Origin of the sequence: Shewanella sairae (assembly GCF_023283535.1) — a bacterium.
Taxonomy (GTDB): Bacteria; Pseudomonadota; Gammaproteobacteria; order Enterobacterales; family Shewanellaceae; genus Shewanella; species Shewanella sairae.
The window spans coordinates 16,866-43,562 of the sequence record NZ_JAKILT010000007.1 but is presented as its reverse complement, the minus strand read 5'-3'; the positions used below and the strand labels follow the sequence as shown (position 1 = coordinate 43,562).

Here is a 26,697-nt window from a genome sequence, read left to right as displayed (position 1 = left end):
TATCCCGACGCTTTCTTTCTAACACGGTTTAGCGCTAAAAAACAAAGAGGCGCTCAATGAGCGCCTCTTTAATAATGCAGATAAAACTATTGTTAAAGCATTTAAGAGCAGCAATCTCGGCGCCACCAGTTTTTAGGCAGCTTATCTAAGAAAACCTTAGCCATGAGTATCGCAAGGATCACCCCAGAGGTGTAAACGATACCTGCTGGTAAAAGCTCATGCTGCTCACCAATTTGTGGCATTACCACAAAGCCAAAGGTATCCACTAGGTAGTTAACCAAGATGCCAGACACTAATGCTACACCTAACACGCCACCTAAGTAACCATATAGGGCGCGCTTACCGAGTTCTTTAGTCACTACACCTAAGGTGGCAATGTTGGTTGCTGGACCCGCCAACATAAACACTAATACCGCACCAGGTGACACACCTGCTAATAGTAAACCTGCTGCAATTGGCGTTGATGCCGTGGCGCAGATATACATAGGCACAGAGAGCAGCACCATCACTAGCATAGCTAGAATGCCGTCGCCCCATTTAGCCATAAAATCGGCTGGTACATAGGTTTGTACTAATGCCGCGAAGAATAAACCAATTAGCAACCAGACAGTTGTATCACGCACTAAGTCTGTTGCCGCGTAATGTAAGCCTTTGCCTATACGACTAATAATAGAGGTGCCTTTTAATTCTGTGGCTATATCTTTAGTCGACTCACAGCAGCTTTCAGCTTCGCCATCGCTATGGCTGTGAGCTTGAGTGGCTGTAGCGGTTTTGTTGCTGCTACAGCAAGATGACTTGGCTTCAATTACAGCTGCAGGAGCTTTACTTGAGCAGCATGAAGACTTTTCGGTTTTAGATTTTTCAGCTTTAGGCGCAACAGTTTCAAGCGCTTTTTTACTGCTACAACAAGACGTCACAGCCTCAACTTTAGGCTCGGCTTTTTTGCTACTGCAACATGAGCTGACAGGCTCTGCTTTCGGCGCAGCCTGTTTACTGCTGCAGCAAGATGCTGCTGGTGCAGCTTTGGCATCAGACTCAGCGGATTTAGTCACAACTGGTTCATCGTCATCGCGGCCAACTAACAGACCTGCAACGATAGCACTGGTTACCGCTGCTATCGGTCTAACAATCGCCATAAATGGCCCAAGCAATACGTAAGAAACCGTGACTGAGTCAACGCCCGTTTCAGGCGTTGAGACTAAAAATGAAGTGGTTGCTGCTTTAGAGGCACCACTGCGGCGCAAACCAACAGCAGCAGGGATCACACCGCAAGAACATAATGGCAGCGGCGCGCCTAGCACAGCAGCTTTAACTGTGGTTTTAAAACCATGGCCACCTAGTTGCTTCTGCATCCATGCCATAGGCACGAACATCTTCAACATGCCTGCTAACACCAAACCCAATAGTAACCATGGGGCTGACTCTAGAAACAGCTCAATAAAGTTCTCTAATAACATAACTACTTCTCACGTGTATTTTTAAGTATGCGATTTATCGTTGCAGTTTTTGGTGAACTGCCTTTCGTCATGACTATGCTTATCGTTTTCACAGCGAATGCTGTCGGTATTGGATTCTAATGCCTCAAGAATCGAGCAATGCTCCGCACTTTCTGGGCCACCGCAGCAAGCTTGCGACAAACGCTGCAAAGACAATTGAAAATGGTTTAACTCAGCGATTTTCGCTTCAACGTGCGCCAACTTATCATCGACCATGCCTTTTACATCGGCGCAGGCCCAATTGGATTTATCCAGCTCAATCGACAACAATTCGGTGATCTCAGCAAGGGTAAACCCCACCGCTTTGGCGCGCAGAATAAAGCGCAAGCGTTCGGCATCCGCCTCGGTATAAATACGGTAACCGGAATCTGTTCGCGATGATGGCGCAAGCAAACCATGCTTTTCATAAAAGCGCAGCGTGTCTGCCTTTACCTCACACTGCTTTGCAAGTTCACCAATTCGATACATGCCTAGCTCCCAATCAATCTAAATTCTGTTTACTATTCAGTTTTAAACTCAAACATTAGCCAGTGGTAAAACCGACAAAAACAACAGGATTTTGCCACTGTAATGACTAGAGTATAAACCTTGGAGTTGTATCCAAGGTCAAGAGTTATTCTGCACCTAAATGGATAACAAAGCTTGTTCTGCTGAACGTATTGTGAAATCGCGCAGAAAAAAACACCGCCAGAGGTAAATTTACGGTAAAATATGCGCGCCGTGACGGGAGAGTAAAAAACTTGAGGGACTTTTGGAAAGCAGTGTAGACGTTTATCGCGTGAGACTGTTCTGTTTTCCGAAAGATCCTTAAAAATAACTACTGGACCCTGTACCTACAATGAATAATGCCAGACCTATTCGTCGCGCGCTGTTAAGCGTTTCAGATAAAACCGGAATCCTAGAGTTTGCACAAGCGTTGCATGCTCAAGGTGTTGAACTACTTTCTACTGGTGGCACCGCACGCCTTCTGGCTGATAATGGTGTGCCTGTCATTGAAGTGTCAGATTATACTGGTCACCCAGAGATCATGGATGGCCGCGTTAAAACCCTGCACCCTAAAGTGCATGGCGGCATTTTAGCGCGTCGTGGTATAGACGAAATCGTAATGGAACAAAACAATATTAAGCCTATCGACTTGGTAGCGGTTAACTTGTATCCATTCGCAGCAACTGTGGCTCAAGAAGGCTGCACGCTTGCAGACGCTATCGAGAACATCGATATCGGCGGACCAACTATGGTTCGCTCTACCGCTAAAAACCACAAAGATACCACTATCATCGTTAACGCTAACGACTACGGCCGCGTAATTGCCGAGATGCAAGCGAACGAAGGTAGCACCACTCTTGAAACCCGCTTTGATTTAGCAATTGCCGCGTTTGAGCACACTGCTGCATACGATGGCATGATTGCTAACTACTTCGGCACTAAAGTTCCAGCGCACAGCAAGGACGAGTGTCATGCCGATTCTAAGTTCCCACGCACTTACAACACTCAGCTAGTTAAAAAGCAAGACTTGCGCTATGGCGAAAATAGCCATCAGACAGCTGCTTTCTACGTTGACACTAACCTTGATGAAGCTTCTGTTGCCACAGCTGTTCAGCTGCAAGGTAAAGCACTTTCATACAACAACATTGCCGATACTGATTCTGCACTTGAGTGCGTAAAAGAGTTCGACGAGCCAGCTTGTGTGATTGTTAAGCACGCTAACCCATGTGGTGTAGCAATTGGTGAAAACCTGCTTGAAGCTTATAACCGTGCATTCCAAACTGACCCAACATCAGCGTTCGGCGGCATCATCGCCTTTAACGGCGAACTAGATGCAGCAACAGCAAGCGCGATTGTTGAGCGTCAGTTTGTTGAAGTGATCATTGCCCCGAAAGTGAGCCAAGCAGCACGTGATATTGTTGCCGCTAAAGCTAACGTACGCTTACTTGAGTGTGGTGAGTGGGCAGCTAAGACCACCAGCCTAGATTACAAGCGCGTAAACGGCGGCTTATTGCTGCAAGATCGCGACCAAGGCATGGTTGGTCTTGAAGACGTAAAAGTTGTTTCTAAGCGTCAGCCAACAGCTGAAGAGATGAAAGACTTAATGTTCTGCTGGAAAGTGGCCAAGTTTGTTAAATCAAACGCGATTGTTTACGCCAAGAACAGCATGACTATCGGCGTAGGCGCAGGCCAAATGAGCCGCGTTTACAGTGCTAAAGTTGCTGGCATTAAAGCCGCTGACGAAGGTCTAGAAGTTCAAGACTCAGTTATGGCATCAGATGCATTCTTCCCATTCCGTGATGGTATCGACGCTGCAGCTGCTGCTGGCATCAGCTGTATCATCCAGCCAGGCGGCTCTATCCGCGATGAAGAGATCATCGCAGCGGCAGACGAGCACGGCATGGCAATGGTATTTACCGGTATGCGTCACTTCCGTCATTAATTTATATGAAGCTTTAGGTTCTCTTTGCTTGAAGCTTCTAAAAATTGATTTTTAACGTTTAGCGCAAAGTCATCGGTTATTGAACAAAGAAAACACACGGAATGTATGCCAATACATGAGTATGTTTGATGCAGTTCAAGGACCGATGAAGAAGCGATTAAGGATTAAAAAATGAAAGTATTGATTATTGGCGGCGGCGGTCGCGAACATGCATTGGCGTGGAAGGCTGCGCAATCAACGCAGGTTGAAACTGTTTTTGTAGCACCAGGTAACGCTGGCACAGCATTAGAGCCAAAGCTTGAAAACGTGGCGATTAATGTTGAAGAGATCTCAGCCTTAGTGGCATTTGCCGAAGAGCAAAAAGTGGCTATCACCATCGTTGGCCCAGAAGTGCCATTGGCACTAGGCGTAGTTGATGCGTTTAATGAAGCAGGCCTGCCTATCTTCGGTCCAACCAAAGGTGCTGCGCAGTTAGAGTCTTCTAAAGCTTTCACTAAAGACTTTTTAGCCCGTCACGATATTCCAACGGCAGCTTACTCAAACTTTACTGAGATTGAGCCAGCTAAAGCCTATGTTAAGCAAGTGACTGGCTTAACGGGTTTCCCTATCGTGATTAAGGCCGACGGCCTCGCGGCAGGTAAAGGCGTTATCATCGCCGCAGATCAAATTGAAGCCGATGCTGCGATTGAAGATATGCTAGCCGGCAACAAGTTTGGTGAAGCGGGCTCTCGCGTCGTTGTCGAAGAGTTCCTTACTGGCGAAGAAGCCAGCTTCATTGTGATGGTAGACGGTAAGAACATTCTTGCTATGGCCACCAGCCAAGATCATAAAGCACGTGATAACGGCGATCATGGTCCAAACACTGGCGGTATGGGCGCGTACTCTCCAGCGCCAGTTGTTACCCAAGCGGTTCACGACTGGACTATTGAGCATGTTATTCGCCCAACTGTTGATGGCATGGCAGCTGAAGGCAATGTTTACACAGGTTTCTTATACGCAGGCTTGATGATTTCACCCGATGGCAGCGCTAAAGTACTTGAGTACAACTGCCGCTTTGGCGACCCAGAAACTCAACCAATTATGATGCGTCTTAAGTCTGATCTGGTGGAGCTATGCCTAGCATCGACCCGCGGCGAGCTTGATCAAGTGACCGCTGAGTTTGACTCACGCGCAGCTGTAGGTGTAGTACTTGCTGCAGGCGGTTACCCAGAGGCTTATCGTAAGCACGATGTGATTGAAGGTCTAACTCTTGGTGATAACAACGCTAAAGTGTTCCATGCAGGCACTAGCATGCAAGACGGTCACGTAGTGACTAACGGCGGCCGCGTATTATGCGCAACAGCCCTTGGCAATACAGTAACGGCAGCACAGCAAGCGGCTTATAGCTTAGTTGATGCTATCCACTGGGATGACGTCTACTTTAGAACTGACATCGCTTACCGCGCAATTGCCCGTGAAAACGGCGAAGGCTAATACACTTAAAGCAATTTGCATAAAAACGGTTATCGATTAACCGTACTGACATTGCCTACCGTGTAATATTGGCCCGTGAAAACGGCGAAGGCTAAACAAATTTAGTTCTAGCTTAAAAAGCCCTGTTAATTCAGGGCTTTTTTATGTCTGCTTTATACGTTCAAACTTGATACTCAAATGCCTAATCGCGAGCATATTGCGCCGCTTACAGTCCCTTTAAAGCCTATGTTTTCTACTTACAACTTGTAAACCCAAATCGATTAATCCTGAATTTTGTGATCTAAGTTACATAAATGCCGTATCTGAAAGCGCATTCTAGGTCCATCAGCAATAGATACTTTCAAATTAAAGTGGCTACTATCAAAGTCGTTTTTATAAAGAAGTGCATCAAAATTGCCAAGGATTAAACTTAACAAACTGGGGTTGGACAATGAAATATTCAGTAAGCGATCTTATCTATCAAGGCGAGACATCTGGCGTACATAACTGGGACACACTGTCAGGTTCCTCTTTTTACTGGCACCCAGATTGGCTACATATCGCCGAAGATATGACAGGTCATAACGCCGCAGCACACATAGAACCAGCTGCCGACAAAGCCACAAAAAACGAAGCGGCTGAAGCCATAGTTAAACACCTTAATAAGTAAAACAGTTAGTTAGCCTTGAATTAACTTCCAGAGTCTATCGCCCTACGCGCTATCTTATCAATTAAGCCGGGGGCGATAATCTTAAACCAACGCCCTACTCGCCCTCGTAACGAAGTCACTAATAAACGCTGCCGCTTAGCAATTACAGGTAGCATAATATTTGCGCACTGCTCTGCCGTCATAATCCTACTTTCTTGCATTGGTGTATCGCCCAAAGGTTTACCCTGCTCATCAAGCGCACGTTTATGGATTTCACTGACAACAAAGTCTGGGCAAATAACCGTTACCGCAACCTTGTCATCGCTAAGTTCAATCCGCAGGGAGTCAAAAAAGCCAATCATGGCGTGCTTAGAGGCCGCATAGCCAGAACGTGTTGGTACGCCAGTCATTCCTGCTAACGAGGCAACAGCAACGATTTGACCCTGGGTCTTTTTAAGATAAGGAATGGCTTCGTGGGTAAGATAGGCTGGACCTAAATAATTAACCTGCATGATTTGCGATAAAACACTTAAGTCTTCTAGCTCATCAAAGCGTGACCACATGGTCATACCGGCATTATTGATTAAGATATCCAGCCGACCATAAACGCTAATACACGCTTGAATTAAGCCTGCGCACTCGGCTTCCTTTGCCACATCAGCTACATGCACCAATGCCTCACAGCCAAGCTCAGCCAGTTCGGTGGCAAGACTTTGCAAACGCTGCAGGTTGCGTCCGCTAAGCACTAAACGACAATCATCGGTCGCTAACGCCAGCGCGAGGGCGCGCCCAATTCCCTCTGACGCACCAGTGATAATAATAACTTTGTTGTTAAAGCTTGGCATATAACTTAGCTCTATTTGCGACTATGTCACCCAAACCTCACATATTTCAGCGACTATCGCAAATAGTCATTATCAGCTAAGCGCTTGCGCTTTAAATGCTTATGCTAGCAACTGTTCGCTAACCAGATCGCCTTGGTAACCATCAAGAGGCTGTGGTCGGCCAATCCCGTAGCCTTGACCGTAATTGACCCCAATTACATCTAGTTTATCGATGATCTCTTGGTTTTCTACAAATTCAGCAACGGTTTCAATTCCCATCACTCGGCACACATCATTGACCGATTTAACAATGGCGTAGTCTTTAGCATTACTGGCTAAGTTTTTAACAAAGCAACCATCTATCTTGACATAGTCTACTGGCATCTCTTTTAGGTAACCATAAGATGCAAAGCCACTACCAAAGTCATCTAATGCAAATGTGAATCCTCGCTTGCGCAGATCCATTAGCATCTTCATCGCTCTTTTTTGATGCTGAATAGCACTGGTTTCAGTGATCTCAAAACATACACAACTGCTTGGTATTGCATAACGAGCTTGCTGACGCAGGATATAATTGACCATTCCCTCTGCACCAAGGCTACTGCCAGATAAATTAATGGATAAGCAGTGATCACCCCAAACTTGTTTATTAAGCGACAACCATTTAAATGCTTTTCTAATCACCTCTTTATCGACCTCAACTATGAGCTTAAAACGCTCCGCAGCAGCAATAAATTGGGCAGGAGGTAACACTCGGCCACTTGGATCTTGAATACGAAGCAAGATCTCCATTCGTTGTCGTCGGCCGTGAGAAGAGAGTTTTTTGATTTTTTGGTAGTAAAGGATTAGCTCATTTCTTTCTATCGCTTCAGCAATACGAAGTGCCCATTTTGCAGCATTGCGTTGATAGTTAAGTTCTCTATCGCGATCGTCATAAAAATGTATTTGATTACTACCTTTGCGTTTTGCCGCATCACAAGCAATCTCAGCGTCTTTGAGCAGCTCAATAGTTTGCTCTTGATGACTGAATGCAAGCGTAATCCCTGCGCTCATCCCCACCTGATATAAGATACCTTGATGCAATACCTTTTGCTGACTCACATTGGCGATAATTGCTTTAAGCAACTTAGCCCCATAGAGCGCGGATACATCCCTGATGGCTATAGCAAATTCATCGCCATTCAAGCGCGCAAATAAACAGTCACTAGGTAGACTCGCTTTAATCACTTTAGCAACTTTAGCAACTTTAGCTAGCATTTGATCACCAACCGTGTGACCACAAATATCATTGATCAGCTTAAACTTCTCTAAATCTAGATGCATTACCGCTAACGCTCGACATCCTTCTGAATAAGTTGCAAACCTTTGCTCAAACGCCGTTCTATTTAGCATTCCAGTCACTGGATCAATATATGTTTGTCGCAAGAGTTGCCGCTTAAACTTGCTCTCCTGAGTAACATCTTTAAGAACCAATACAGCATCGGTGATCTGCGTCGATAAATGCACAATATTTCGGATTGAAACAGCCATAAGTCTAGGTGTATCAATGTTTAATCTCAGCTGTGCAGTTTCAGTTTCTAAACTACCACTTTGAATAAACTTAATGACATTATCACTGACTCCCCGATGACTCTGAAGCAACGTGTGTAACTCCTTACCTTCTGCTTGCTCTTTGCTAATACACAATAAACGTTCAGCATAAGGGTTGATATAGCTTACTCGACCTTGATTATCAACGAGTACAACCGCATCAGATATGGCTGCCAAGGTAATTTTAGAGCGCTGCTCTTGCATATAGAACTTTGACAGTAAACCATTCATGTTATTGGTCAGATGATTAATACCGTAACTAAACTCATGATTAATATAAGTCTGATCGATTGCCATAGGATCAAGTTGTGTAAGTTGCTCAGAGAAACGTCTGAAAGGTTTAATCACGGTCAGCCTTATTCCCCAAAAGACCACCAGTAGCAAGGTAAAGGTTGAACCTAAAGCGCCAAGCGCGAATAAGCTATATTGCCACACGAGTCGGGAGGTTGGCTGAGTAGCAAACACAACGGCAAGATGCGCTGGTGCCATGCCAGATAAACTGGGAGTATCAAGTTCGGCTACAACTGAATCGTCTGGTAAAAACAACCTAGGCTGTGCTCTACCTGCACCGACTTTTACTTGAGTCGCAAAATCTACACTTCCAAGACTCGCTAAATAGTCATCGGTTAACGGGCTTAATAGCACCCTGGGTTCAGACTGCGGCAACACTTGTATATTGATGAAATATCCAAGATTTTGTTTCACATCAAAATAGACACCAGCATGGATAGCTTGAGATTGCAGCTCGCGAGGAAGACTAATCCCTCGCTTTGTTAGGCTACTCAAAGGCAACACCTGACCGCTCAGTCCCTGCTGAACTTGCTGAGTATCAAATAATGACGGTAATAGTGTTAACGGAGCTGATGACTCCGTGGCGACATTTAAGGCAGAGGCCTCTAAATAGGACTGAAGACTGTCGAGATCTTTATCTATCTGTAATTCAATAGTATCGAGCTCTTTTGCAATCACATAATTACGTAAATAATCGGCTTCACTATTTAACCAGCTCAATCCAGCCAAACAAGCGACTACGATTAGCGGTACACAGCAGCCAAAGATCACTAAGATCAATTTTTTGCCAATTTGCATCTAAGGAATACTTCTCTAATTCAAAACCCGCCAACACTGGCTACGACTTGGTTTGCGCAAGCAAAGTACCCCATTTTCGCAACAGATAACACCTACCCGATGCACAGATGTTGATAAAAACATCAACAATCTTAATCTGTTTATATAAAAAAATGATTCAGACGCCAATTGTTATTCTTTTGTGATAATTAAGCGATATTCAAGTGAGATCCCTTTGCCAAACTAAGGTCATACATTGCAAAGGAGAGTCATCATGAAGCTTAACCAAATCAGCAAAATATTTATTATCGGTAGCGTAATTAGCTTGCCTGTCACGGCGGCAGAATTAGAGATTAGCGTGACCAACTTAACCCACGGAAATCATTTCACCCCACTGCTTATTGCTGCTCACGATATGGATAGCCATCTTTTCCAAGCCGGAGAAATGGCGACACCAGCACTACAGAAAATGGCCGAAGGTGGTGATATTGGCGATTTAGATGCTGCTGTCACTGGAGTTGGCGGTGTGACAATTGCTAACCCTGCTGCTGGACTGTTAGCGCCAAGTGGTAAAGTAGATAGCATAATGCTCGACACAGGTGATATGACTCATCTGTCGATTACCGCCATGGTACTGCCCACCAACGACGCCTTTGTCGGCCTAGATGCTTGGAAGATCCCAACTGAAGCAGGTAGCTATACTTTTACCCTAAATGCTTATGACGCAGGCACCGAAGCGAATGATGAAATCGTTAATGGCGGAGGTATGTCAGGCGTTCCCGGGATCCCAGCAGCACCAGGAGGCGATGGTGGTATGAATGCAACCGGAGTCATGGATATGAGCAGTAACGACAAGGTACATATTCACCCAGGCGTACTAGGTGACACTGATTTACAAGGCGGTATGAGCGACCTTGATAGCCGTGTGCATCGCTGGTTAAACCCCGTTGCTCGAGTTACTGTCGTGGTGAAATAGGAGAATAGCTAATGAATAATCCTAACAAGTACCTAAGATATAGCGCCGTAGCGCTCATTGCCTCGGGGACATTGATTCTCGCTGGCTGCTCAGACAATAACAATGACAGCCCTGCACCAATAGCACCGCCAGTTGTCGCCCCTGTCATGCAAAACTATACCCTTGCTGTGACGAACTTAACGGCTAATCAACCAATGTCGCCCATAGCTGTGGTAAATCATCAAGTTGACACTGTACTGTGGAGCAGTGGTGACAGCGCGAGCCTTGCCTTAGAAACATTAGCGGAATCAGGCGATGCCAGTGGCTTAAGTGACGAACCTGCTGTGACAGAGCTCATCAGTGGTAGTGGGATATTATTACCCGGCGCCAGTGAAAGTATCTCGATGAGCATCAACAGCGACCAAGTTGCCGCTCTCTCTGTGGTAACTATGCTGGTTAATACCAACGACGCTTTTGCCGGATTCAGCGGCTACGATTTATCAGAGCTTGCGGTCAACGAGTCCATGAGCTTTAGAGTGATTGCTTACGATGCAGGCACCGAAGCCAATAGCGAAGCTAAAGGCACCATCCCCGGACCTGCCGATGGCGGCGAAGGTTTTAACCCTGCCCGTGATGACTCAGATAAAGTTCATGGCCACCCAGGTGTCATCAGCGCTGATGATGGTTTGGCAGAGTCGGTACTCAATGCCTCTCATCGTTTTGATAACCCAGTGCTTTTAATCACCATAAGTCGCACCGAATAAACGGATTTAGAGTGGTTAAAAATAGTACGAAATAAATGTTCCCATCGGCAGGTCTAGTAATCAAGGAACCGCCTTTGGGAACAAAACATGAATGGATCACCCACCAGCAATGAGCATCAAATAACGAAGCGCATACTGCTAGTAGAAGACGAGCAAGATCTTGCTAAACTGGTCATGCTCAATCTTAAAAGCATGAATCACCATGTTGTTCACTGTACTAGCTTACAGCAAGCTAAACACCATTTAGCCAACGCCCAAGTCGATCTTATCTTAATGGATAGAATGCTCCCCGATGGTGACGCCATTACGTTATGTCAGCAGTTTCGTCATGCAGGTAACCAATTACCTTGTATGATGCTTAGCACTAAAGGCGAAGAGGCTGATATCGTTTTAGGGCTAGAATCAGGTGCCGATGACTATCTGGTAAAACCCTTTAGTCTGCTCGAACTTAACGCTCGGGTAAAAGCGCTAATACGCCGCTCGAAGCTAGCAGAGAAGCAAGACCATGCCATCAAGTTTGAAGGGATTACGATTGACTGTAATACGCGAGAGGTCATCGCCTTTAATGAAGTACTTGAACTCACAGCCAGAGAGTTTGATCTTTTGCTGTACCTTGCTCAACACCCTAAGCAGGTATTTAGCCGTATGCAATTATTAGAGGCTGTCTGGGGATATTCATACTCAGGTTATGAGCATACAGTCAATAGTCATGTAAACCGTTTACGTTCCAAGCTATCTCGCAATGTTCGCACTTCAAAGCTGGTCAAAACCGTATGGGGCGTGGGCTATAAATTTACCCCGCCAGCGGCATCAATGTAGCCAAAGCCTAAATCACAAGCAATAAAAAAGGCCCAGTAAACTGAGCCTTATTAAAGGTATATCATTCGCCGTTAGGCAAGCTAATTACTTGTGGTATTTAGCCGATAACTCATGCACTGAGTTAATGAATGAGCCTGCGCGCTCTGGATCAACGTGCTGGTGAATACCATGGCCCAAGTTAAATACGTGACCAGTACCTTCACCGTAAGAAGAAAGGATTTGATCCACTTCTTGATGAATACGCTCTGGCGTACCGTAAAGTACTGATGGGTCCATGTTACCTTGTAGAGCAACTTTATGACCAACGCGGCGACGTGCATCACCGATATCTACAGTCCAGTCAAGACCTAGTGCGTCACAGCCGGTTTCAGCCATAGACTCAAGCCATAGTCCGCCACCTTTAGTGAATAGAGTCACTGGTACTTGGCGACCGTCTGCGTGGCGAGTTAAGCCATCAACGATTTTTTGCATGTAACGTAGTGAGAATTCACGGTATGCGTGGTGAGAAAGCGCGCCACCCCATGAATCGAAAATCATTAGAGACTGTGCGCCGTTTGCCACTTGAGCGTTCAAGTACAAAGTCACAGAGTCAGCTAGCTTGTCTAGTAGCATGTGCAAAGTCGCTGGCTCTTCGTAGGCCATCTTTTTGATCTTTTCAAATGCCTTGCTAGAACCGCCTTCAACCATATAAGTCGCTAGGGTCCATGGTGAACCAGAGAACCCGATTAGTGGCACTTCACCTTTAAGCTCACGACGAATAGTGCTTACAGCACGCATTACATAGCCAAGCTCGTCTTCTGGATCTGGGATGCAAAGCTTTTTGATTGAATCGATAGTGTCTGTAGGACGTTCGAAACGTGGGCCTTCACCCGCTTCAAAGTACAGACCTAAACCCATTGCATCAGGAACAGTAAGAATGTCTGAGAATAAGATTGCTGCGTCTAAGTCGTAACGACGTAGTGGCTGTAAAGTCACTTCACAAGCTAAGTCTTGGTTCTTACAAAGAGACATGAAGTCGCCAGCTTCTGCGCGGGTGGCTTTATACTCTGGAAGATAACGACCAGCTTGACGCATCATCCAGACAGGAGTTCTGTCGACAGGCTGTTTTAATAACGCACGTAAATAACGATCATTCTTTAATTCTGCCATTTGGCTTGATTCCTAAACTTATAGTGATATCCGCTTGGGGCAGTAGTTTAGCATTTACGTTAATAAAGTAACCTGTATAGGTAAAATAATGTGACAAGTAACGCGACTAATTTTGGCAACTCAGAGGTAGTTAACAGAATCCTTCTAATTAATGTGGTTATTTTGCGGTGATAAACTCCAGTTCACAGCTCTACATTAAAACGTGAAATAGATTCACAACTTAGCTTAACCTAGGCTGTATGGTTCGCAATGTGACAGAAAAAAGTTGCACCAAGGTGCCAGCTTTGGTATAAAAAGTCTGCGCTAGCAAGAACAATCAAGAAGCTCGTCGCATCGAGCCCGCAAAAACTTTACTCGCCCAGCGATAGATTTCTATCGCTGGGCATTTTATTTTTTAGCACTTTATTTACAAATATTGCGCTGGTTTGTCCATTTAGCAATTCCTCATAAATCGAACGAAAATGGTTGATCAAAACCACATTCTTCCCCTACATTAGAGATACAGAGATGGATTTTATCGGGGAAGATCATGCTAAGAAAGCTAGAGAAGGCCGAACAAAAGTGGGGCGGCTCAAATACTCTTATAGATCAATGGCTAAATAATCGTCGCAACCTACTCATCAATTATTGTCAAATTGCTGGGATCCCGCCGTACGAGGTAACAGATAAGTCATTACCTGCATTTGCGTCAGTCAAACAGTTCTGTGATCAACTCATGGACTATGTGTCTGAAGGTCACTTCGAGATTTACAACCAAGTTGTAACTGCATGCGAGAAAAATGGTCACTCCAGCCAAGAACTTGCGCAGCAGCTAGTGCCACAAATTAGCGAAACCACAGATACCGCCTTAGACTTCAATGATAAATATACTGAAGCCGATGATGAAAAAGTGCTATTTCATTTAGATAAAGACTTATCTTCTTTAGGTCATGCAATGGAAACACGCTTTGCACTAGAAGATAAACTGTTAGAAGTGCTACATAGCAAACACTCTTAGCGCGTTATTGACTGCGCCGACTCATTGCCGACCAGTTATCGATTAGACGAGTTTACTCGTCTAGCTTTTGCTGCTTATAACTTAGCTCACACCAAACCATCTCCCAGCTAATCATTTCCCCCCTGAAAATGTCCGTCAGCTAGCCGCCCTCTTAATGATATGCTTCTAAAACAATCAGCTTTAGAGTACTTATACCAATCAGTATAAGAAGTGATTTAGGGCTGAAAACAAAAAGCCTGCTCGTTAGCAGGCTTTTTTAGGCAAAAAGTTTAAATCAGTTGATTAAACTGCTGATTGAAAAATCACTTCATCAGCTTTTGCAGTGTACGACGCAATCTGGTCGAAGTTCAGGTAACGATAAGTGTCAGCTGCAGTGGCATCTAACTCTTTAGCGTATGTCTGATACTCATCAGGAGATGGTAAACGACCAAGTAACGCAGCAACTGCCGCTAGCTCAGCAGAAGCTAAGTAAACGTTAGCACCAGTACCTAGACGGTTCGGGAAGTTACGCGTAGAGGTAGAAACTACCGTCGCACCTTCAGCAACACGTGCCTGGTTACCCATACACAGTGAACAACCCGGGATCTCAATACGTGCACCGACACGACCGAAGATAGCGTAGTAACCTTCTTCAGTTAGCTGATCGCGGTCCATCTTAGTTGGCGGCGCAATCCATAAACGTGTTGGCAGTGTTGATGCAAACTTATCTAGCATCTTACCTGTTGCACGGAAATGACCAATGTTAGTCATACAAGAACCAACGAATACTTCGTCAATCTTAGTATCGACTACTGATGACAATAGAATCGCATCATCCGGATCGTTTGGCGCACAAAGAATTGGTTCTTTGATTTCGTTCAAATCGATTTCGATAATCTCTGCGTATTCTGCGTCGCTATCAGCCTGCATTAGCTCTGGGTTCGCTAGCCACTCTTGCATCGACGTAATACGACGCTCGATAGTACGACGATCGCCGTAACCTTCAGCAATCATCCACTTAAGCATAACGATGTTTGAGTTTAAGTACTCAATGATAGGTTCTTTATCAAGCTTAATCGTACAACCTGCTGCACTACGCTCAGCCGATGCGTCAGAAAGCTCGAATGCTTGCTCAACTTTAAGCTGCTCAAGACCTTCAATTTCAAGTACGCGACCAGAGAAAGCGTTGATTTTGCCTTTCTTCTCAACGGTCAATAGACCCATTTCAATCGCTTTGTGTGGGATTGCATGTACCAAATCACGTAGCGTGATACCAGGCTGCATTTCACCTTTAAAGCGCACCAAAATTGACTCTGGCATATCCAGTGGCATAACGCCGGTTGCTGCAGCGAATGCAACAAGACCAGAACCTGCTGGGAATGAAATACCAATTGGGAAACGCGTATGCGAGTCACCACCCGTACCAACGGTATCAGGCAGGAGCATGCGGTTTAACCACGAGTGAATCACACCGTCACCTGGACGCAATGCAACACCGCCACGGTTCATGATGAAATCAGGAAGCGTGTGGTGAGTATTGACGTCAACTGGCTTTGGATAAGCCGCGGTGTGACAGAAAGACTGCATGGTTAAGTCAGCACTAAAACCAAGACAAGCTAAATCTTTAAGTTCATCACGAGTCATAGGACCGGTAGTATCTTGCGAACCCACAGAGGTCATCTTAGGCTCACAATATTGGCCTGGACGAATACCGGTAACACCACATGCTTTACCTACCATCTTCTGTGCAAGGGTAAAGCCCTTACCTGTGTCAGCCACATCTTGTGGACGCACAAATTCAGCAGATGCTTCAAGATTTAGTGTTTCACGTGCACGGTCTGTTAGACCACGACCGATGATTAATGGAATACGGCCACCAGCGCGAACTTCATCCATCAATACGTCAGTTTTCAGTGAGAACTGTGAAATCACTTCATCAGTACCATGACGCTTAACGATGCCTTCATATGGATAGATGTCGATAACATCACCCATTTCCATCTTGCTAACGTCTAGCTCGATTGGCAATGCGCCCGCATCTTCCATAGTGTTGAAGAAGATTGGTGCGATTTTGCCACCTAAGCAGAAACCACCAGCACGTTTATTTGGCACGTTCGGGATGTCATCACCCATAAACCAAAGCACTGAGTTAGTTGCTGATTTACGCGATGAACCTGTACCAACAACGTCACCTACGTAAACTAACGGGAAGCCTTTTTCTTTTAGTGACTCAATCTCTTTGATTGGGCCGATAGTACCCGCTTCGTCAGGTACGATACCGTCACGCGCGTTCTTTAGCATGGCTAATGCGTGCAATGGAATGTCAGGGCGTGACCATGCATCAGGTGCTGGAGATAAGTCATCGGTATTGGTTTCGCCTGACACTTTAAATACTGTCAGTGAGATTTTCTCAGCAAGCTTTGGACGTGAAAGGAACCATTTAGCATCGGCCCAAGCGTGAACAACCTGCTTAGCGTAATCATTACCTGCTTGCATTTTTTCCACTACATCGTGGAAAGAATCAAACATTAATAGTGTATGTGAAAGCGCTTCAACCGCTAATGGCGCTTGCGCTTCATTATCAAGTTGCGCAATCAGTGGCTCAATGTTGTAACCACCTTGCATGGTGCCAAGCAGCTCAACAGCTCGCTCAGATGACAGGATTGAAGATGATACTTCGCCTTTTGCGACAGCATCTAAAAAGCCTGCTTTAACGTAAGCGGCTTCATCAACACCTGGTGGGATACGATTTTCAAGCAGATCAAGGATAACAGCCTCTTCACCTGCAGGTGGATTCTTTACCAATTCAACTAGCTGTGCCACTTGTTGGGCATCTAATGGCTTAGGGACTACGCCCTCTGAAGCACGTTCTGCGACGTGTTTACGATATGCTTCTAGCACGGCAACCTTCCTCTTATTTTGGCGTTCTTACAGCGAAACCGCTCGTCTTCAAATTGAAACTGACAGCTCGGCAGGCTCACCCTTATTTCGAGCGCTATTATACTACAGCTTTGCAAAAGTATGAATCCGATCACGCTTAAGCAAAAGCAAAACAGCGCTCAATCGACATCTCGGGCTATACAGTAAAACGATTAGCTCAAAAAGAAAACTAGACCATAGTGTGAAACTTTGATCTAAATTATATAAATCATATATTTAAAATAAGTTAACAGCTATTTACTTAAGCGTTATCAGTGAAAAAGCCTGTGATTCCGTTGAGCTTAATCGTATGATTATTTATAGAAGATGGCTTTTTCACAGCTAATATTCACCAAAGTTATAATGAACATAATTGGATACTTATGAGCAAACCAGTATTAAAAGCGGTTATTTTTGACATGGACGGCGTATTAATCGACTCAGAACCCGTTTGGCAAATCGCTATTTTTGAAGTGATGACCAAACTGGGCATAAAGCTTTCAATGGCGGATATGCTGCTAACGACTGGGCTCAGAATCGACCAAGTAGTTGAATTTTGGTATGCGCGTTCTCCTTGGCAGGATTACAACAATCAACAAACTGCCCAGGCCATTGTTGATACGGTTGTTAGCCATATAACGCGTGACGGTGAAGCAATGCAAGGTGTACTCGATGCCTTACGAGCATGTCAGCAGCATAAGCTTAAAATCGGTCTGGCAACATCGTCTTCAAGTCAAATCATTGAGGCTGTTTTAAGTCGGTTAGAGATTGGAAACTACTTTGACGCCATCGAGTCAGCTGAATCTCTCGCTTACGGTAAACCTCATCCTGAGGTCTATTTAAACTGTGCTAAAGCACTCAATATTGATCCACTGAATTGCTTAGCGATTGAAGATTCATTTAATGGATTAATCGCCGCTCGCGCCGCAAATATGCAGACAATTGCGATCCCTGAGCCGCAACATGCAGCCCTTGGAAAATGGGTAATCGCTCATCAACAACTGGGTAGCCTGAACGACTTAGCTGACTTTTTGGCTCGTTATTAAAATATCTATCAAGCAGAAAAACAAAAGCCCACCAAACGATGGGCTTTATTACGTTTAACTGGCAATGATTTGCGGTAAAGTACTACCAGTTCTTACCGATAAATAAGAATACGGTTTTCTCGCCATCGTCTGATGCACCAAAACCAAAGGCTGCTGGTCCAACGCTGGTATCTATGCCTAAGTACAAACTGCCGGCGTAAATTAAGTCATCGAGCGACACATTATCTTTTTGGTTCCAGACATTACCCGCCTCAATACTGGTACCAAGATATAGCGGGTACTCAGTCATGCCCAGCACATCACGTCCCAAATCATATTGATACACAAAGGCACCAAAAACCTTATGCGAGCCATAAAGCGCATTCTTGTGATAACCAGACAGATTTAAAAATCCGCCGAGCTCTGAGACGTTAACGGTAAAGGCGCCGTCTTTATCAACCGTGGCAAATGATGCAATACCCACAAATGCATGATTGCCCACCCCAACGGCACCACGCCAATCTGCTTCATATTGCATTGAAAAATCTGAAGACTCGGCTAGACCATTTAAATCGTAACCTTCTTTACGCATATACATATTGAAAGTGAAACGGTTACCCGATGTAGGGAAGTTAATGCTATTTAGGTCATCATAGGCGAACTTAAAATAACCGCCGTAACCGTCATAAGGCACGCGACCAAACGTCCAGAGGTCATTTTCTAGATCGCCTTTCTCACCCAACAAACCGATCTCAACCATACCATTTTGGGTGTAATTGATACCAATACCCAGCTCAGCTCGATAAGCGGTCTGCTTTAGCTCCAATACCCGATTATTATTTTCAAAAAATCCCCAGTCTTTTAGCTCATACTCTACTCGAGCGCGGCTAAAATAAGTTTGATCTTTCGCGAGTGGTTGATAAAACTCAGAAGCGATTAACTTATCAAAACCAAGCGATAGCTCATTGCGCCATTCGCCGCCGTTTTCGGTAAGTTCAGTCATGGTATAAGCCATATCTAAGGATATGACTGAATCGAGACTAAAATCATCTTCCCAGCTAAAACCAAGTTGAAAGTAATTTGGTCCCCAAGATTTAGCCTTAGTGCGTACAGTGAGCACACGGCCTTCAGGGGTATCGGTAAATTCAGCATCAACACGTTCGAATTTATCTAGCGCGTAGATCCTATCTAACCCTGCCTCTAAATCTTCGACTGTGACATTGTCACCCACATCAAGCTCAAGATTATCGGCAAGCAGCTTTTCACTTACCTTAGAGTCATTATCATAAATCACTTTAATCAGTGGTCTGTCGATATCATCCAACCATTGCTGACTTTTGCTTTTTTTACTGACGACATACTGCTGATAGTCTTTGTTATCGACACTGTATTGCTCTAACTTATCAGCCTGTTCGCGAGCCGCAATCTCGCCTAACGGCAAAGCGATTGGCATAATGCTAAAGTCAGTGGTACTTAGCTCACCAATATTAGGCCTAATTAGAATGTCATGATCAGTTAGCAGTGCCTTTTGTCTGTCAGAGCTGGCATTGGTAAGTATTGTGGATAATTGATTAAGCACAGCGACGGTACTATTAATCTCTTGCTGCTTCATTAAGGGCGAGCCAATATCCACAGCGATAACGATGTCAGCTCCCATGGCCTTCACCACATCCACAGGCATATTGTTAGCAATGCCGCCATCAACCAATAAATTGCCATCTATAATTGCTGGCTGTAATGCACCGGGGACAGAAGCTGATGCCTGCATGGCAGCAACAATACTGCCAGAATCTAGCACTACGGGTTCGCTAGTGGCTAAGTTGGTCGCCACTGCACGATAAGGAATAGATAATTCGTCAAAATCGCCAAACTGATGCACTAAGTTGGTTGAACTGCGTAAAAGCTGCGACATAGACTGGCCACGCAACAAACCTGCAGGGGTTTTCACCTCTTCATCGCTATAACCAATATTGATTGGAATATTAAATTGGTCTCGCGTCTCTTTATCGCGATAGCTCAAAGCCTCGCGAGGAATGGTATCAGAATAGCCTAAATCCCAGTTGGTATTCATCATAATGGCTTCGATTTCAGCCGCACTATAACCCAGCGCATACATGCCGCCAACGTAAGCACCAATACTGGTCCCTGCAATATAGTCGATAGGGATTTGTTTCTCTTCGAGTACCTTTAACACACCAATATGTGCCGCACCTTTAGCACCACCGCCACTTAAAACCAAACCGATTTTAGGACGCTCTTGGGCAAACGTTAGCTGCGGGCATGCAATAGCTAAACAAAGAATAATAATTCTATGTATCATGATGACTTATTCGACTCTTTTAGTAATGTCTTAACGTATTTGATTTATCCAGTACAAGCAATGTTTAGCGAACTATTGCCTGACAAGACTGCTAGCCATTCAAGCACTTTGCTTGGTGCAGCCCCATATATTGTTCTATTTCGACTATTGGCATAGGTTTAGCGAAATAATAGCCTTGAATAACATAGCAACCCCGACTAAATACCTGCTCGAGCTGCTCGTGGGTTTCAACCCCTTCAGCAACCACATCTAGCTTTAAGTTTCGCGCAAGTTCAATAATACTGCTTGCTATAGCTTGGTCCGCCTTATTGCTGGCGATATCGATCAAGAAGGAACGATCGATTTTAAGGGTATTTACATCAAAGTGCCTGAGGTAGGCGAGTGAAGAATAACCCGTGCCAAAGTCATCAATCGCGACATCTATACCTATCGCTTTTAACTCACTCAAATGCTGCTTAGCCACTTTCAGCTCTTTCATTAATACGCCTTCAGTGATCTCCATTGCCAGTGCTGTATTAGGCATCTGCGTCTCAATTAATATCTGCTGAACGCCTTTAATAAAATCTGGCTGCCTAAAATGAAGAGCTGATATATTTACCGACACTTTTAATGGAGTTTCGAGCTCTCTAGCCCACTTAGCACCACACATGCATGCTTCACGCATTACCCAACGATCAATCTCTACAATCAGCCCACAAGCTTCGGCAACTTTGATAAAGATATCGGTACGCACATACCCTTCAGTAGGGTGGTTCCAGCGCAATAGTGCTTCAACCCCAATCAATTTATCATTTTGTAAAATATCCACTTGTGGTTGAAAGTGCAGTTCAAACTCTTTTCGCTCAATGGCTTTACGCAGATCAGCCTCAAGCCTTAAATGATAAAGCGCTTCAGCATTACGCTCCTGAGAATAATACTTAAAGGTGCCCTTGCCTTCTTCCTTTGCATGATACATTGCCAGATCAGCATTCTTAATTAATGCCTCCGGCTGTTTAGCATCCTCAGGCCATAAGCTGACGCCAATACTGGTTGAAATATAAAACTCTCGTCCATAAAGCTCGAACGGCTTTTCAATACTGGCGAGCAATTGCTCACATAAATAATTAATTTCATCAATATTTGGACTATTACGTAGCAAGATAACAAACTCATCACCGCCGAAACGACACGCTATATCATCATTGGTAACGAGGGCTTTTAGACGGTTAGAAGCTTCAACCAACAACGCATCTCCCATGCTATGACCATATGAGTCATTAACATGTTTAAATCTGTCTAAATCTAAAAACAGTAAGGCTAAATTACTGCCTTCCTTCTCAGCTTGATACACCGACTGAGAAAGCTTGCTTGAAAAAAGTGTTCGATTCGGCAGTGCGGTAAGTACATCATAATTTGCCAAACGGCGGAGATCAGACTCTGCACGCTTACGTTCTGTGATATCAGAGAAAACAACAACATAATGGGTTGCATCTCCATTTGAGTCCAAAATAGAAGACACGTTTAGCCAGACCGCGCGCTGTTGACTGTTTTGACTAACTACACGGCACTCTCCAGCCCAGTTAACGCCTTGTTCAAGTAAGCTCGCTATATTGCGCCCAAGCTCTTCCCCCTTAAGAACATCATTAAAAGGCATTCCGGTTAGCATTGCAGCATCAAAGCCAATCATATCTTGGGCTGCTTTATTGGTCACCTCTATCACTTCTTCACTGTTAAAAATCAACAATGCCTCGGAGGTGTTTTCGAATGCTTGAGCTAATAAATAGATATCGTCTTTTAACTTTCGTTGCTCAGTAATATCGCTATAGATACCTGCAACTCTTTCTATGCCACCAGTAAAACTATTGCGCTTCACCGGTCGCCCCATAACTCTTAACCAGCCCCAGCTTTGATGTCTAGTCCAGTAGCGATATTCAACTTCAAATCGATCTGTTCGCTCTAAAAGCATATCTTGCCAAGCCGCTAAGGTCTCTGCAGCATCTTCTTTATGAATGGCAAACTCTTCTAGCGTTAAATATATCTGCTGTTGGCCTGAGCCTAAAAGCCCTGCACTATTCTCAACTCGAAATAGCTGATTATCTAATTGCCATTCCCACAGCTCAGAATTACTGCCTTTTAAGGCTTGTTTTAAGCGATCTTCACTTTCACTTAGCGCTGAGTTTATCGCTCTAAAAGCTTTAACTTGCCGTTGCCGGATAAAAATAACCCCTAAACCAGCTAAGAGTAACAGTAAAATCAATAGACTTTTAAACCAAGAGGTTTGCCACCAGAACTTTTCTACATGAAAGCTAAACGTAAAAGGCGTTGTAGACCAAATGCCATTATCTAAACTGATAATTTCAATGGTATAAATACCAGATTCTAAACCGGAAATATTGAGTTGGGATTTGCCATCAAGAAAAAGAAAATTAAGCTGACTATCTTCACCGTCTCGACGTAAACGGTATTTAAGCTGCAACGGTTCATCATCTAGATAATTCTTTTTTGCGAGCTCAAAACTAATCAACTCAGCGCCAGGCTGAATGTGAGAACCCGTTTGTGGCAGTAAATGCAATTCCGTATGGTCTTCAAAATAGATCTCCATCGATTCTAATATCACCGATTCATTTGGGATCCTATTTGCTAATAAGTCCACATCAACAAGCATTACACCATTTGGCGTTCCTATATACAAACCTTGCTCTGAAGCAAAGTAAGCCCCTTCATTAAGCACACTACTAATCAAGCCATCTTTGGGTGAAATAGCAATAACCTCACCGCTATTCAAGTCTTGCCTAATCAAGGTTCTTGGACAGCCCACCAGCCTGTAATGACTGAAGTTCTCAATAAAGTAGATGCTATTACAGTTAACATTCCACTTCTTAGTTATGTTTTTAGTTTCGCCGCTTGTCACTTTAAAGGCTAAAACTCCTTGAGCCTCAAGCCCAAGCCATAGCTCCCCAGGTGCCACCTCATTAATAAAGCGTATGTTCAAACTCGTTTGGTTATTAGCGATAGTTTTCATATAAGAATGAAAAACCATTTGCGAGTCTAGATAACCAAATAAACGACTCCCACCTATCCATAGTTTGTTATCAGAGCCACGGGACACGTCCATAACATTGCTCATGGCGGAAGTATCATCGCCTGTCGTTAAATCGACTCGTTTAGGCTCACTAAAACCTTGTTCCCAATAAAACAAGCCGCTATTAGTGGCAAACCAAATCCTTCCTTGAATAAACGTATCAAGATAAGTGTTATACACGATCTTATTATTCAATGAGCTCTCGCCAGATGACCAACTGGCAAAGCTCTGGCTATAAAAAGTATTTTTATTTACGACCGACAAGCCATTGGTAGTGGATAGCAATAAATGCTCACTATCTAAAGGAGTGATTTTTAGAATACTGTCGTTTAAACCTATTCCATGTGGCGTAATCAAATAGGACTTTTGCGTCAGCTTATCGACTAAAGTTAACCCACCATCAGTCCCTAGCCAAAGGTGGTTATCATTTGCATACAGCGCCCACACAACTTCATCGCCCAACTTATAAGGGGCTGCTTTGGTGTACTTATCTTTTATAAATTTAGGCTCTGCCGCTAACACCGCAACGCCATCACCTGCTCCTCCGACCCAAATTAAACCAGAAGCATCAACAGCGATATCGTAGGTATTATCAATATTGGATTTAACCGCCAACTCATTCGCATAGCGGGTTGTTTGTCCCGTTTTGGGTGACCACTTTAATAAGCCTAAACGCGTAGCAAGCCAAAATTCACCATATTTGTCTTCAGCAATATTAGTAATAAAGCCTTCTAACTCTGGAGTATTCGTAATCTTTAATGTGGTTAAATCAATTTTGAATAACCCTTTACTCGATGAAATCCACGCCTTTCCGGAAGAGTATTTTAAAATATGATGAATGTCCCCTTGGGCTTCACTCCAAGGCAAAACTTGCAATCTAACACCATTAGCATCGCGCACTTCTAACTGGCGGCTTTTTCCTAGTAATAACCGGTTACCTTCTAACGGCATCATAATGTGCCATAAATCTTCAGCAGTATTTGGTAGAAAGCTAACTCTGTTCAAAGTCATTTTTTGCGGGTTAAAGCGTAATAGCTCTCCTTCATAGGTCAGCAAAATACGCTCACCGTTACTCGTTTCAACTTGCGAGACAATACCGCTGCCGCGATAATCGGGGAATAGTAAAGTTGTACCGAACTCTAGAAATTGATTGGCATAAATATCATAGAGATAAATTTTATGTATGCCACTGACCAGGATGTATTGCGAATTGATGGGCGCAGCTAAGTAAAGTATGTTGTCGCTGAGTTTTGACTGTAAGCCTGCTTTGTCTATGCGGCGGATTTTATTACTACTGACTCTATATAAGCCTTCATCTGTAGCTAACCAAGTAAAACCATGTTGATCAAAGCTAATATCCCAGACTGTGGCATTAATCAGTCCATCGCTTGCAGAAAACACCCGCTGCACAGCGCCACTAGCCCATACAGGCGTAGCGCACGTTATTATCAATAGCAGCAAAACCAACCAAACTTTTTTAATTATTATTCTCATCTGCTTTACGACTTTTCAGACTAACCTAACTGTATCATTCCGATAACAAACATTCATCCTTTGAACATTTAAAATGCACTATTCCGACCTGTTTAAATACAAAAAAAGCGCTCATAAGAGCGCTTTTTTATATTAGTAAATGCTTACTTTTTCTTCTTTGCCTTTGGGTTTGGCAAATCAGTGATTGAACCTTCATAAATCTCAGCCGCTAAGCCTACTGACTCATGTAAAGTTGGGTGAGCGTGAATGGTCAATGCTAAATCTTCAGCATCACAACCCATTTCAATTGCTAGGCCAATTTCACCTAGAAGTTCACCACCATTAACACCAACAATAGCGCCACCAATAACACGGTGAGTCTCTTTGTCGAAAATAAGCTTAGTCATACCGTCTGCACAATCAGATGCGATTGCGCGGCCACTTGCAGCCCATGGGAAAGTCGCAGTTTCGTAAGCAACACCTTGCTCTTTTGCTTCTTTCTCAGTTAGACCAACCCAAGCTACTTCTGGGTCTGTGTAAGCAATTGATGGGATAACTTTAGGGTCGAAGTAGTGCTTAAGACCAGAAATCACTTCTGCAGCTACGTGACCTTCATGCACACCTTTGTGTGCAAGCATTGGTTGACCAACGATGTCACCAATTGCATAGATATTTGGTACGTTAGTACGCATCTGCTTATCAACATTGATAAAGCCACGCTCATCAACATTAACGCCAGCTTTCTCTGCGTCTAAGCCTTTGCCGTTTGGAATACGACCGATAGCAACCAATACTGCGTCGTAACGAACAGGCTCAGCAGGTGCTTTCTTGCCTTCCATTGTTACGTAGATGCCGTCTTCTTTAGCTTCTACAGCTGTCACTTTAGTTTCAAGCATCAAGTTGAACTTCTTCTTGATCTTCTTGGTGTAAACGCGAACAACGTCTTTGTCTGCAGCCGGGATAACTTGGTCGAACATCTCAACCACATCAATATCACTGCCTAGTGAAGAGTAAACTGTACCCATTTCTAGACCGATGATACCGCCCCCCATAACAAGTAGCTTGCCTGGAACTTCTTTAAGCTCTAGCGCATCAGTAGAGTCCCATACACGTGGGTCTTCATGAGGAATAAATGGCAATTGGATTGGGCGAGAACCCGCAGCAATAATTGCTTGCTCAAAATGAACAACTTTAACGCCGTCTTCACCTTGAACTTCTAGCGTGTTAGGACCAGTGAACTTACCAAGACCGTTAACCACGTTAACTTTACGCATTTTAGACATGCCGCCTAAACCGCTAGTTAACTGACCGATTACTGATTGCTTGTACTCACGTAGCTTATCAAGATCAATCTGAGGTTCACCGAAAACAACACCGTGGCTAGAAACCGCTTTTGCTTCTTCAATCACTTTAGAAACGTGAAGCAAAGCTTTAGAAGGGATACAACCCACGTTTAGACATACGCCGCCTAACGTGCTGAAACGTTCAACGATAACAGTATCTAGACCTAAGTCTGCAGCACGGAATGCAGCTGAATAGCCAGCAGGGCCAGCGCCTAGTACAACTACCTGAGTTTTAATTTCGTTACTCATGTTTTCCTCTATTCTTTTTATGTCGTTGGTGGCATCGACTTAACGATAAAAACCGACTCAACGATAAACTGTGGCCAAATCTTGTAAGGTGGCCGCATTTTAACCTTTGTTTGATGCTGATCACAATCCTAGAAACG

Annotated in this window: 17 protein-coding genes; 8 read left to right on the top strand and 9 right to left on the bottom strand. The window is 44.2% G+C overall.

The annotated features are described in order from the left end of the window. Positions 1 to 101: 101 nt before the first annotated feature. Positions 102 to 1,457 carry an SO_0444 family Cu/Zn efflux transporter gene (locus L2748_RS04310; protein WP_220782033.1) on the bottom strand — a complete coding sequence of 452 codons (1,356 nt, stop codon included), beginning with the start codon at positions 1,455 to 1,457 and terminating at the stop codon, positions 102 to 104. A gap of 21 nt (positions 1,458 to 1,478) precedes the next feature. Then, positions 1,479 to 1,964 (bottom strand): Zn(2+)-responsive transcriptional regulator, encoded by a 486-nt coding sequence (zntR, locus tag L2748_RS04305; protein WP_220782032.1) that lies wholly within the window; start codon positions 1,962 to 1,964, stop codon positions 1,479 to 1,481. Between the two features lie 370 nt (positions 1,965 to 2,334). On the opposite strand from zntR, the gene purH reads away from it, so the two are divergent. The 3 genes from purH (at position 2,335) to L2748_RS04290 (ending at position 6,046) form a co-directional block, all read left to right on the top strand. Further along, positions 2,335 to 3,924, top strand: coding sequence for a bifunctional phosphoribosylaminoimidazolecarboxamide formyltransferase/IMP cyclohydrolase (gene purH, locus L2748_RS04300; RefSeq protein ID WP_220782031.1), 1,590 nt, complete (start codon positions 2,335 to 2,337; stop codon positions 3,922 to 3,924). A 171-nt stretch (positions 3,925 to 4,095) separates the two neighbouring features. Further along, on the top strand, positions 4,096 to 5,397 hold the full coding sequence (gene purD / locus L2748_RS04295; RefSeq protein ID WP_220782030.1) for a phosphoribosylamine--glycine ligase: 1,302 nt from the start codon (positions 4,096 to 4,098) through the stop codon (positions 5,395 to 5,397). Positions 5,398 to 5,827: 430 nt separating this feature from the next. Continuing rightward, positions 5,828 to 6,046 (top strand): hypothetical protein, encoded by a 219-nt coding sequence (locus tag L2748_RS04290; protein ID WP_220782029.1) that lies wholly within the window; start codon positions 5,828 to 5,830, stop codon positions 6,044 to 6,046. Between the two features lie 20 nt (positions 6,047 to 6,066). Here L2748_RS04290 and L2748_RS04285 read toward each other — a convergent pair whose 3' ends face one another. Beyond that, positions 6,067 to 6,870, bottom strand: coding sequence for an SDR family oxidoreductase (locus tag L2748_RS04285; protein ID WP_220782028.1), 804 nt, complete (start codon positions 6,868 to 6,870; stop codon positions 6,067 to 6,069). Positions 6,871 to 6,969: 99 nt separating this feature from the next. Continuing rightward, on the bottom strand, positions 6,970 to 9,528 hold the full coding sequence (locus L2748_RS04280; RefSeq protein WP_220782027.1) for a putative bifunctional diguanylate cyclase/phosphodiesterase: 2,559 nt from the start codon (positions 9,526 to 9,528) through the stop codon (positions 6,970 to 6,972). Positions 9,529 to 9,781: 253 nt separating this feature from the next. Between L2748_RS04280 and L2748_RS04275 the strand changes: the two genes are divergently transcribed. The 3 genes from L2748_RS04275 to L2748_RS04265 all read left to right on the top strand — a co-directional run bounded on the left by L2748_RS04275 (position 9,782) and on the right by L2748_RS04265 (position 12,045). Beyond that, positions 9,782 to 10,483: a spondin domain-containing protein gene (locus tag L2748_RS04275; protein WP_220782026.1), complete on the top strand. Its 702-nt coding sequence runs from the start codon at positions 9,782 to 9,784 to the stop codon at positions 10,481 to 10,483. A gap of 11 nt (positions 10,484 to 10,494) precedes the next feature. Beyond that, on the top strand, positions 10,495 to 11,226 hold the full coding sequence (locus L2748_RS04270; protein WP_220782025.1) for a spondin domain-containing protein: 732 nt from the start codon (positions 10,495 to 10,497) through the stop codon (positions 11,224 to 11,226). An 87-nt stretch (positions 11,227 to 11,313) separates the two neighbouring features. After that, positions 11,314 to 12,045, top strand: coding sequence for a response regulator transcription factor (locus L2748_RS04265; RefSeq protein WP_220782024.1), 732 nt, complete (start codon positions 11,314 to 11,316; stop codon positions 12,043 to 12,045). A gap of 84 nt (positions 12,046 to 12,129) precedes the next feature. Here the strand turns inward: L2748_RS04265 and hemE are convergent, their stop codons facing one another. Continuing rightward, entirely contained in the window at positions 12,130 to 13,194 is a 1,065-nt protein-coding gene (gene hemE / locus L2748_RS04260; protein ID WP_220782023.1) for a uroporphyrinogen decarboxylase, read from the bottom strand. Between the two features lie 529 nt (positions 13,195 to 13,723). Between hemE and rsd the strand changes: the two genes are divergently transcribed. Beyond that, positions 13,724 to 14,191, top strand: coding sequence for a sigma D regulator (gene rsd / locus L2748_RS04255; RefSeq protein WP_220782022.1), 468 nt, complete (start codon positions 13,724 to 13,726; stop codon positions 14,189 to 14,191). Between the two features lie 282 nt (positions 14,192 to 14,473). Here rsd and acnB read toward each other — a convergent pair whose 3' ends face one another. Beyond that, positions 14,474 to 17,071 carry a bifunctional aconitate hydratase 2/2-methylisocitrate dehydratase gene (gene acnB, locus L2748_RS04250; protein ID WP_220782021.1) on the bottom strand — a complete coding sequence of 866 codons (2,598 nt, stop codon included), beginning with the start codon at positions 17,069 to 17,071 and terminating at the stop codon, positions 14,474 to 14,476. A gap of 401 nt (positions 17,072 to 17,472) precedes the next feature. Between acnB and hxpB the strand changes: the two genes are divergently transcribed. Next, complete coding sequence (hxpB, locus tag L2748_RS04245; RefSeq protein ID WP_220783276.1) at positions 17,473 to 18,135, top strand: hexitol phosphatase HxpB; 663 nt, start codon at positions 17,473 to 17,475, stop codon at positions 18,133 to 18,135. Positions 18,136 to 18,217: 82 nt separating this feature from the next. Here hxpB and L2748_RS04240 read toward each other — a convergent pair whose 3' ends face one another. The 3 genes from L2748_RS04240 to lpdA all read right to left on the bottom strand — a co-directional run bounded on the left by L2748_RS04240 (position 18,218) and on the right by lpdA (position 26,560). Next, positions 18,218 to 20,434: a patatin-like phospholipase family protein gene (locus tag L2748_RS04240; RefSeq protein WP_220783275.1), complete on the bottom strand. Its 2,217-nt coding sequence runs from the start codon at positions 20,432 to 20,434 to the stop codon at positions 18,218 to 18,220. A gap of 91 nt (positions 20,435 to 20,525) precedes the next feature. Next, complete coding sequence (locus tag L2748_RS04235) at positions 20,526 to 24,989, bottom strand: EAL domain-containing protein (protein WP_248957667.1); 4,464 nt, start codon at positions 24,987 to 24,989, stop codon at positions 20,526 to 20,528. Positions 24,990 to 25,132: 143 nt separating this feature from the next. Further along, complete coding sequence (lpdA, locus tag L2748_RS04230; protein ID WP_220763574.1) at positions 25,133 to 26,560, bottom strand: dihydrolipoyl dehydrogenase; 1,428 nt, start codon at positions 26,558 to 26,560, stop codon at positions 25,133 to 25,135. Positions 26,561 to 26,697: the final 137 nt, after the last annotated feature.

Excerpts from the sequence above, each read along its gene's own strand:
- L2748_RS04310 (WP_220782033.1), bottom strand. The coding sequence starts at position 1,457 with ATGTTATTAGAGAACTTTATTGAGCTGTTTCTAGAGTCAGCCCCATGG.
- zntR (WP_220782032.1), bottom strand. The coding sequence starts at position 1,964 with ATGTATCGAATTGGTGAACTTGCAAAGCAGTGTGAGGTAAAGGCAGAC.
- purH (WP_220782031.1), top strand. The coding sequence starts at position 2,335 with ATGAATAATGCCAGACCTATTCGTCGCGCGCTGTTAAGCGTTTCAGAT.
- purD (WP_220782030.1), top strand. The coding sequence starts at position 4,096 with ATGAAAGTATTGATTATTGGCGGCGGCGGTCGCGAACATGCATTGGCG.
- L2748_RS04290 (WP_220782029.1), top strand. The coding sequence starts at position 5,828 with ATGAAATATTCAGTAAGCGATCTTATCTATCAAGGCGAGACATCTGGC.
- L2748_RS04285 (WP_220782028.1), bottom strand. The coding sequence starts at position 6,870 with ATGCCAAGCTTTAACAACAAAGTTATTATTATCACTGGTGCGTCAGAG.
- L2748_RS04280 (WP_220782027.1), bottom strand. The coding sequence starts at position 9,528 with ATGCAAATTGGCAAAAAATTGATCTTAGTGATCTTTGGCTGCTGTGTA.
- L2748_RS04275 (WP_220782026.1), top strand. The coding sequence starts at position 9,782 with ATGAAGCTTAACCAAATCAGCAAAATATTTATTATCGGTAGCGTAATT.
- L2748_RS04270 (WP_220782025.1), top strand. The coding sequence starts at position 10,495 with ATGAATAATCCTAACAAGTACCTAAGATATAGCGCCGTAGCGCTCATT.
- L2748_RS04265 (WP_220782024.1), top strand. The coding sequence starts at position 11,314 with ATGAATGGATCACCCACCAGCAATGAGCATCAAATAACGAAGCGCATA.
- hemE (WP_220782023.1), bottom strand. The coding sequence starts at position 13,194 with ATGGCAGAATTAAAGAATGATCGTTATTTACGTGCGTTATTAAAACAG.
- rsd (WP_220782022.1), top strand. The coding sequence starts at position 13,724 with ATGCTAAGAAAGCTAGAGAAGGCCGAACAAAAGTGGGGCGGCTCAAAT.
- hxpB (WP_220783276.1), top strand. The coding sequence starts at position 17,473 with ATGAGCAAACCAGTATTAAAAGCGGTTATTTTTGACATGGACGGCGTA.
- L2748_RS04240 (WP_220783275.1), bottom strand. The coding sequence starts at position 20,434 with ATGATACATAGAATTATTATTCTTTGTTTAGCTATTGCATGCCCGCAG.
- L2748_RS04235 (WP_248957667.1), bottom strand. The coding sequence starts at position 24,989 with ATGAGAATAATAATTAAAAAAGTTTGGTTGGTTTTGCTGCTATTGATA.
- lpdA (WP_220763574.1), bottom strand. The coding sequence starts at position 26,560 with ATGAGTAACGAAATTAAAACTCAGGTAGTTGTACTAGGCGCTGGCCCT.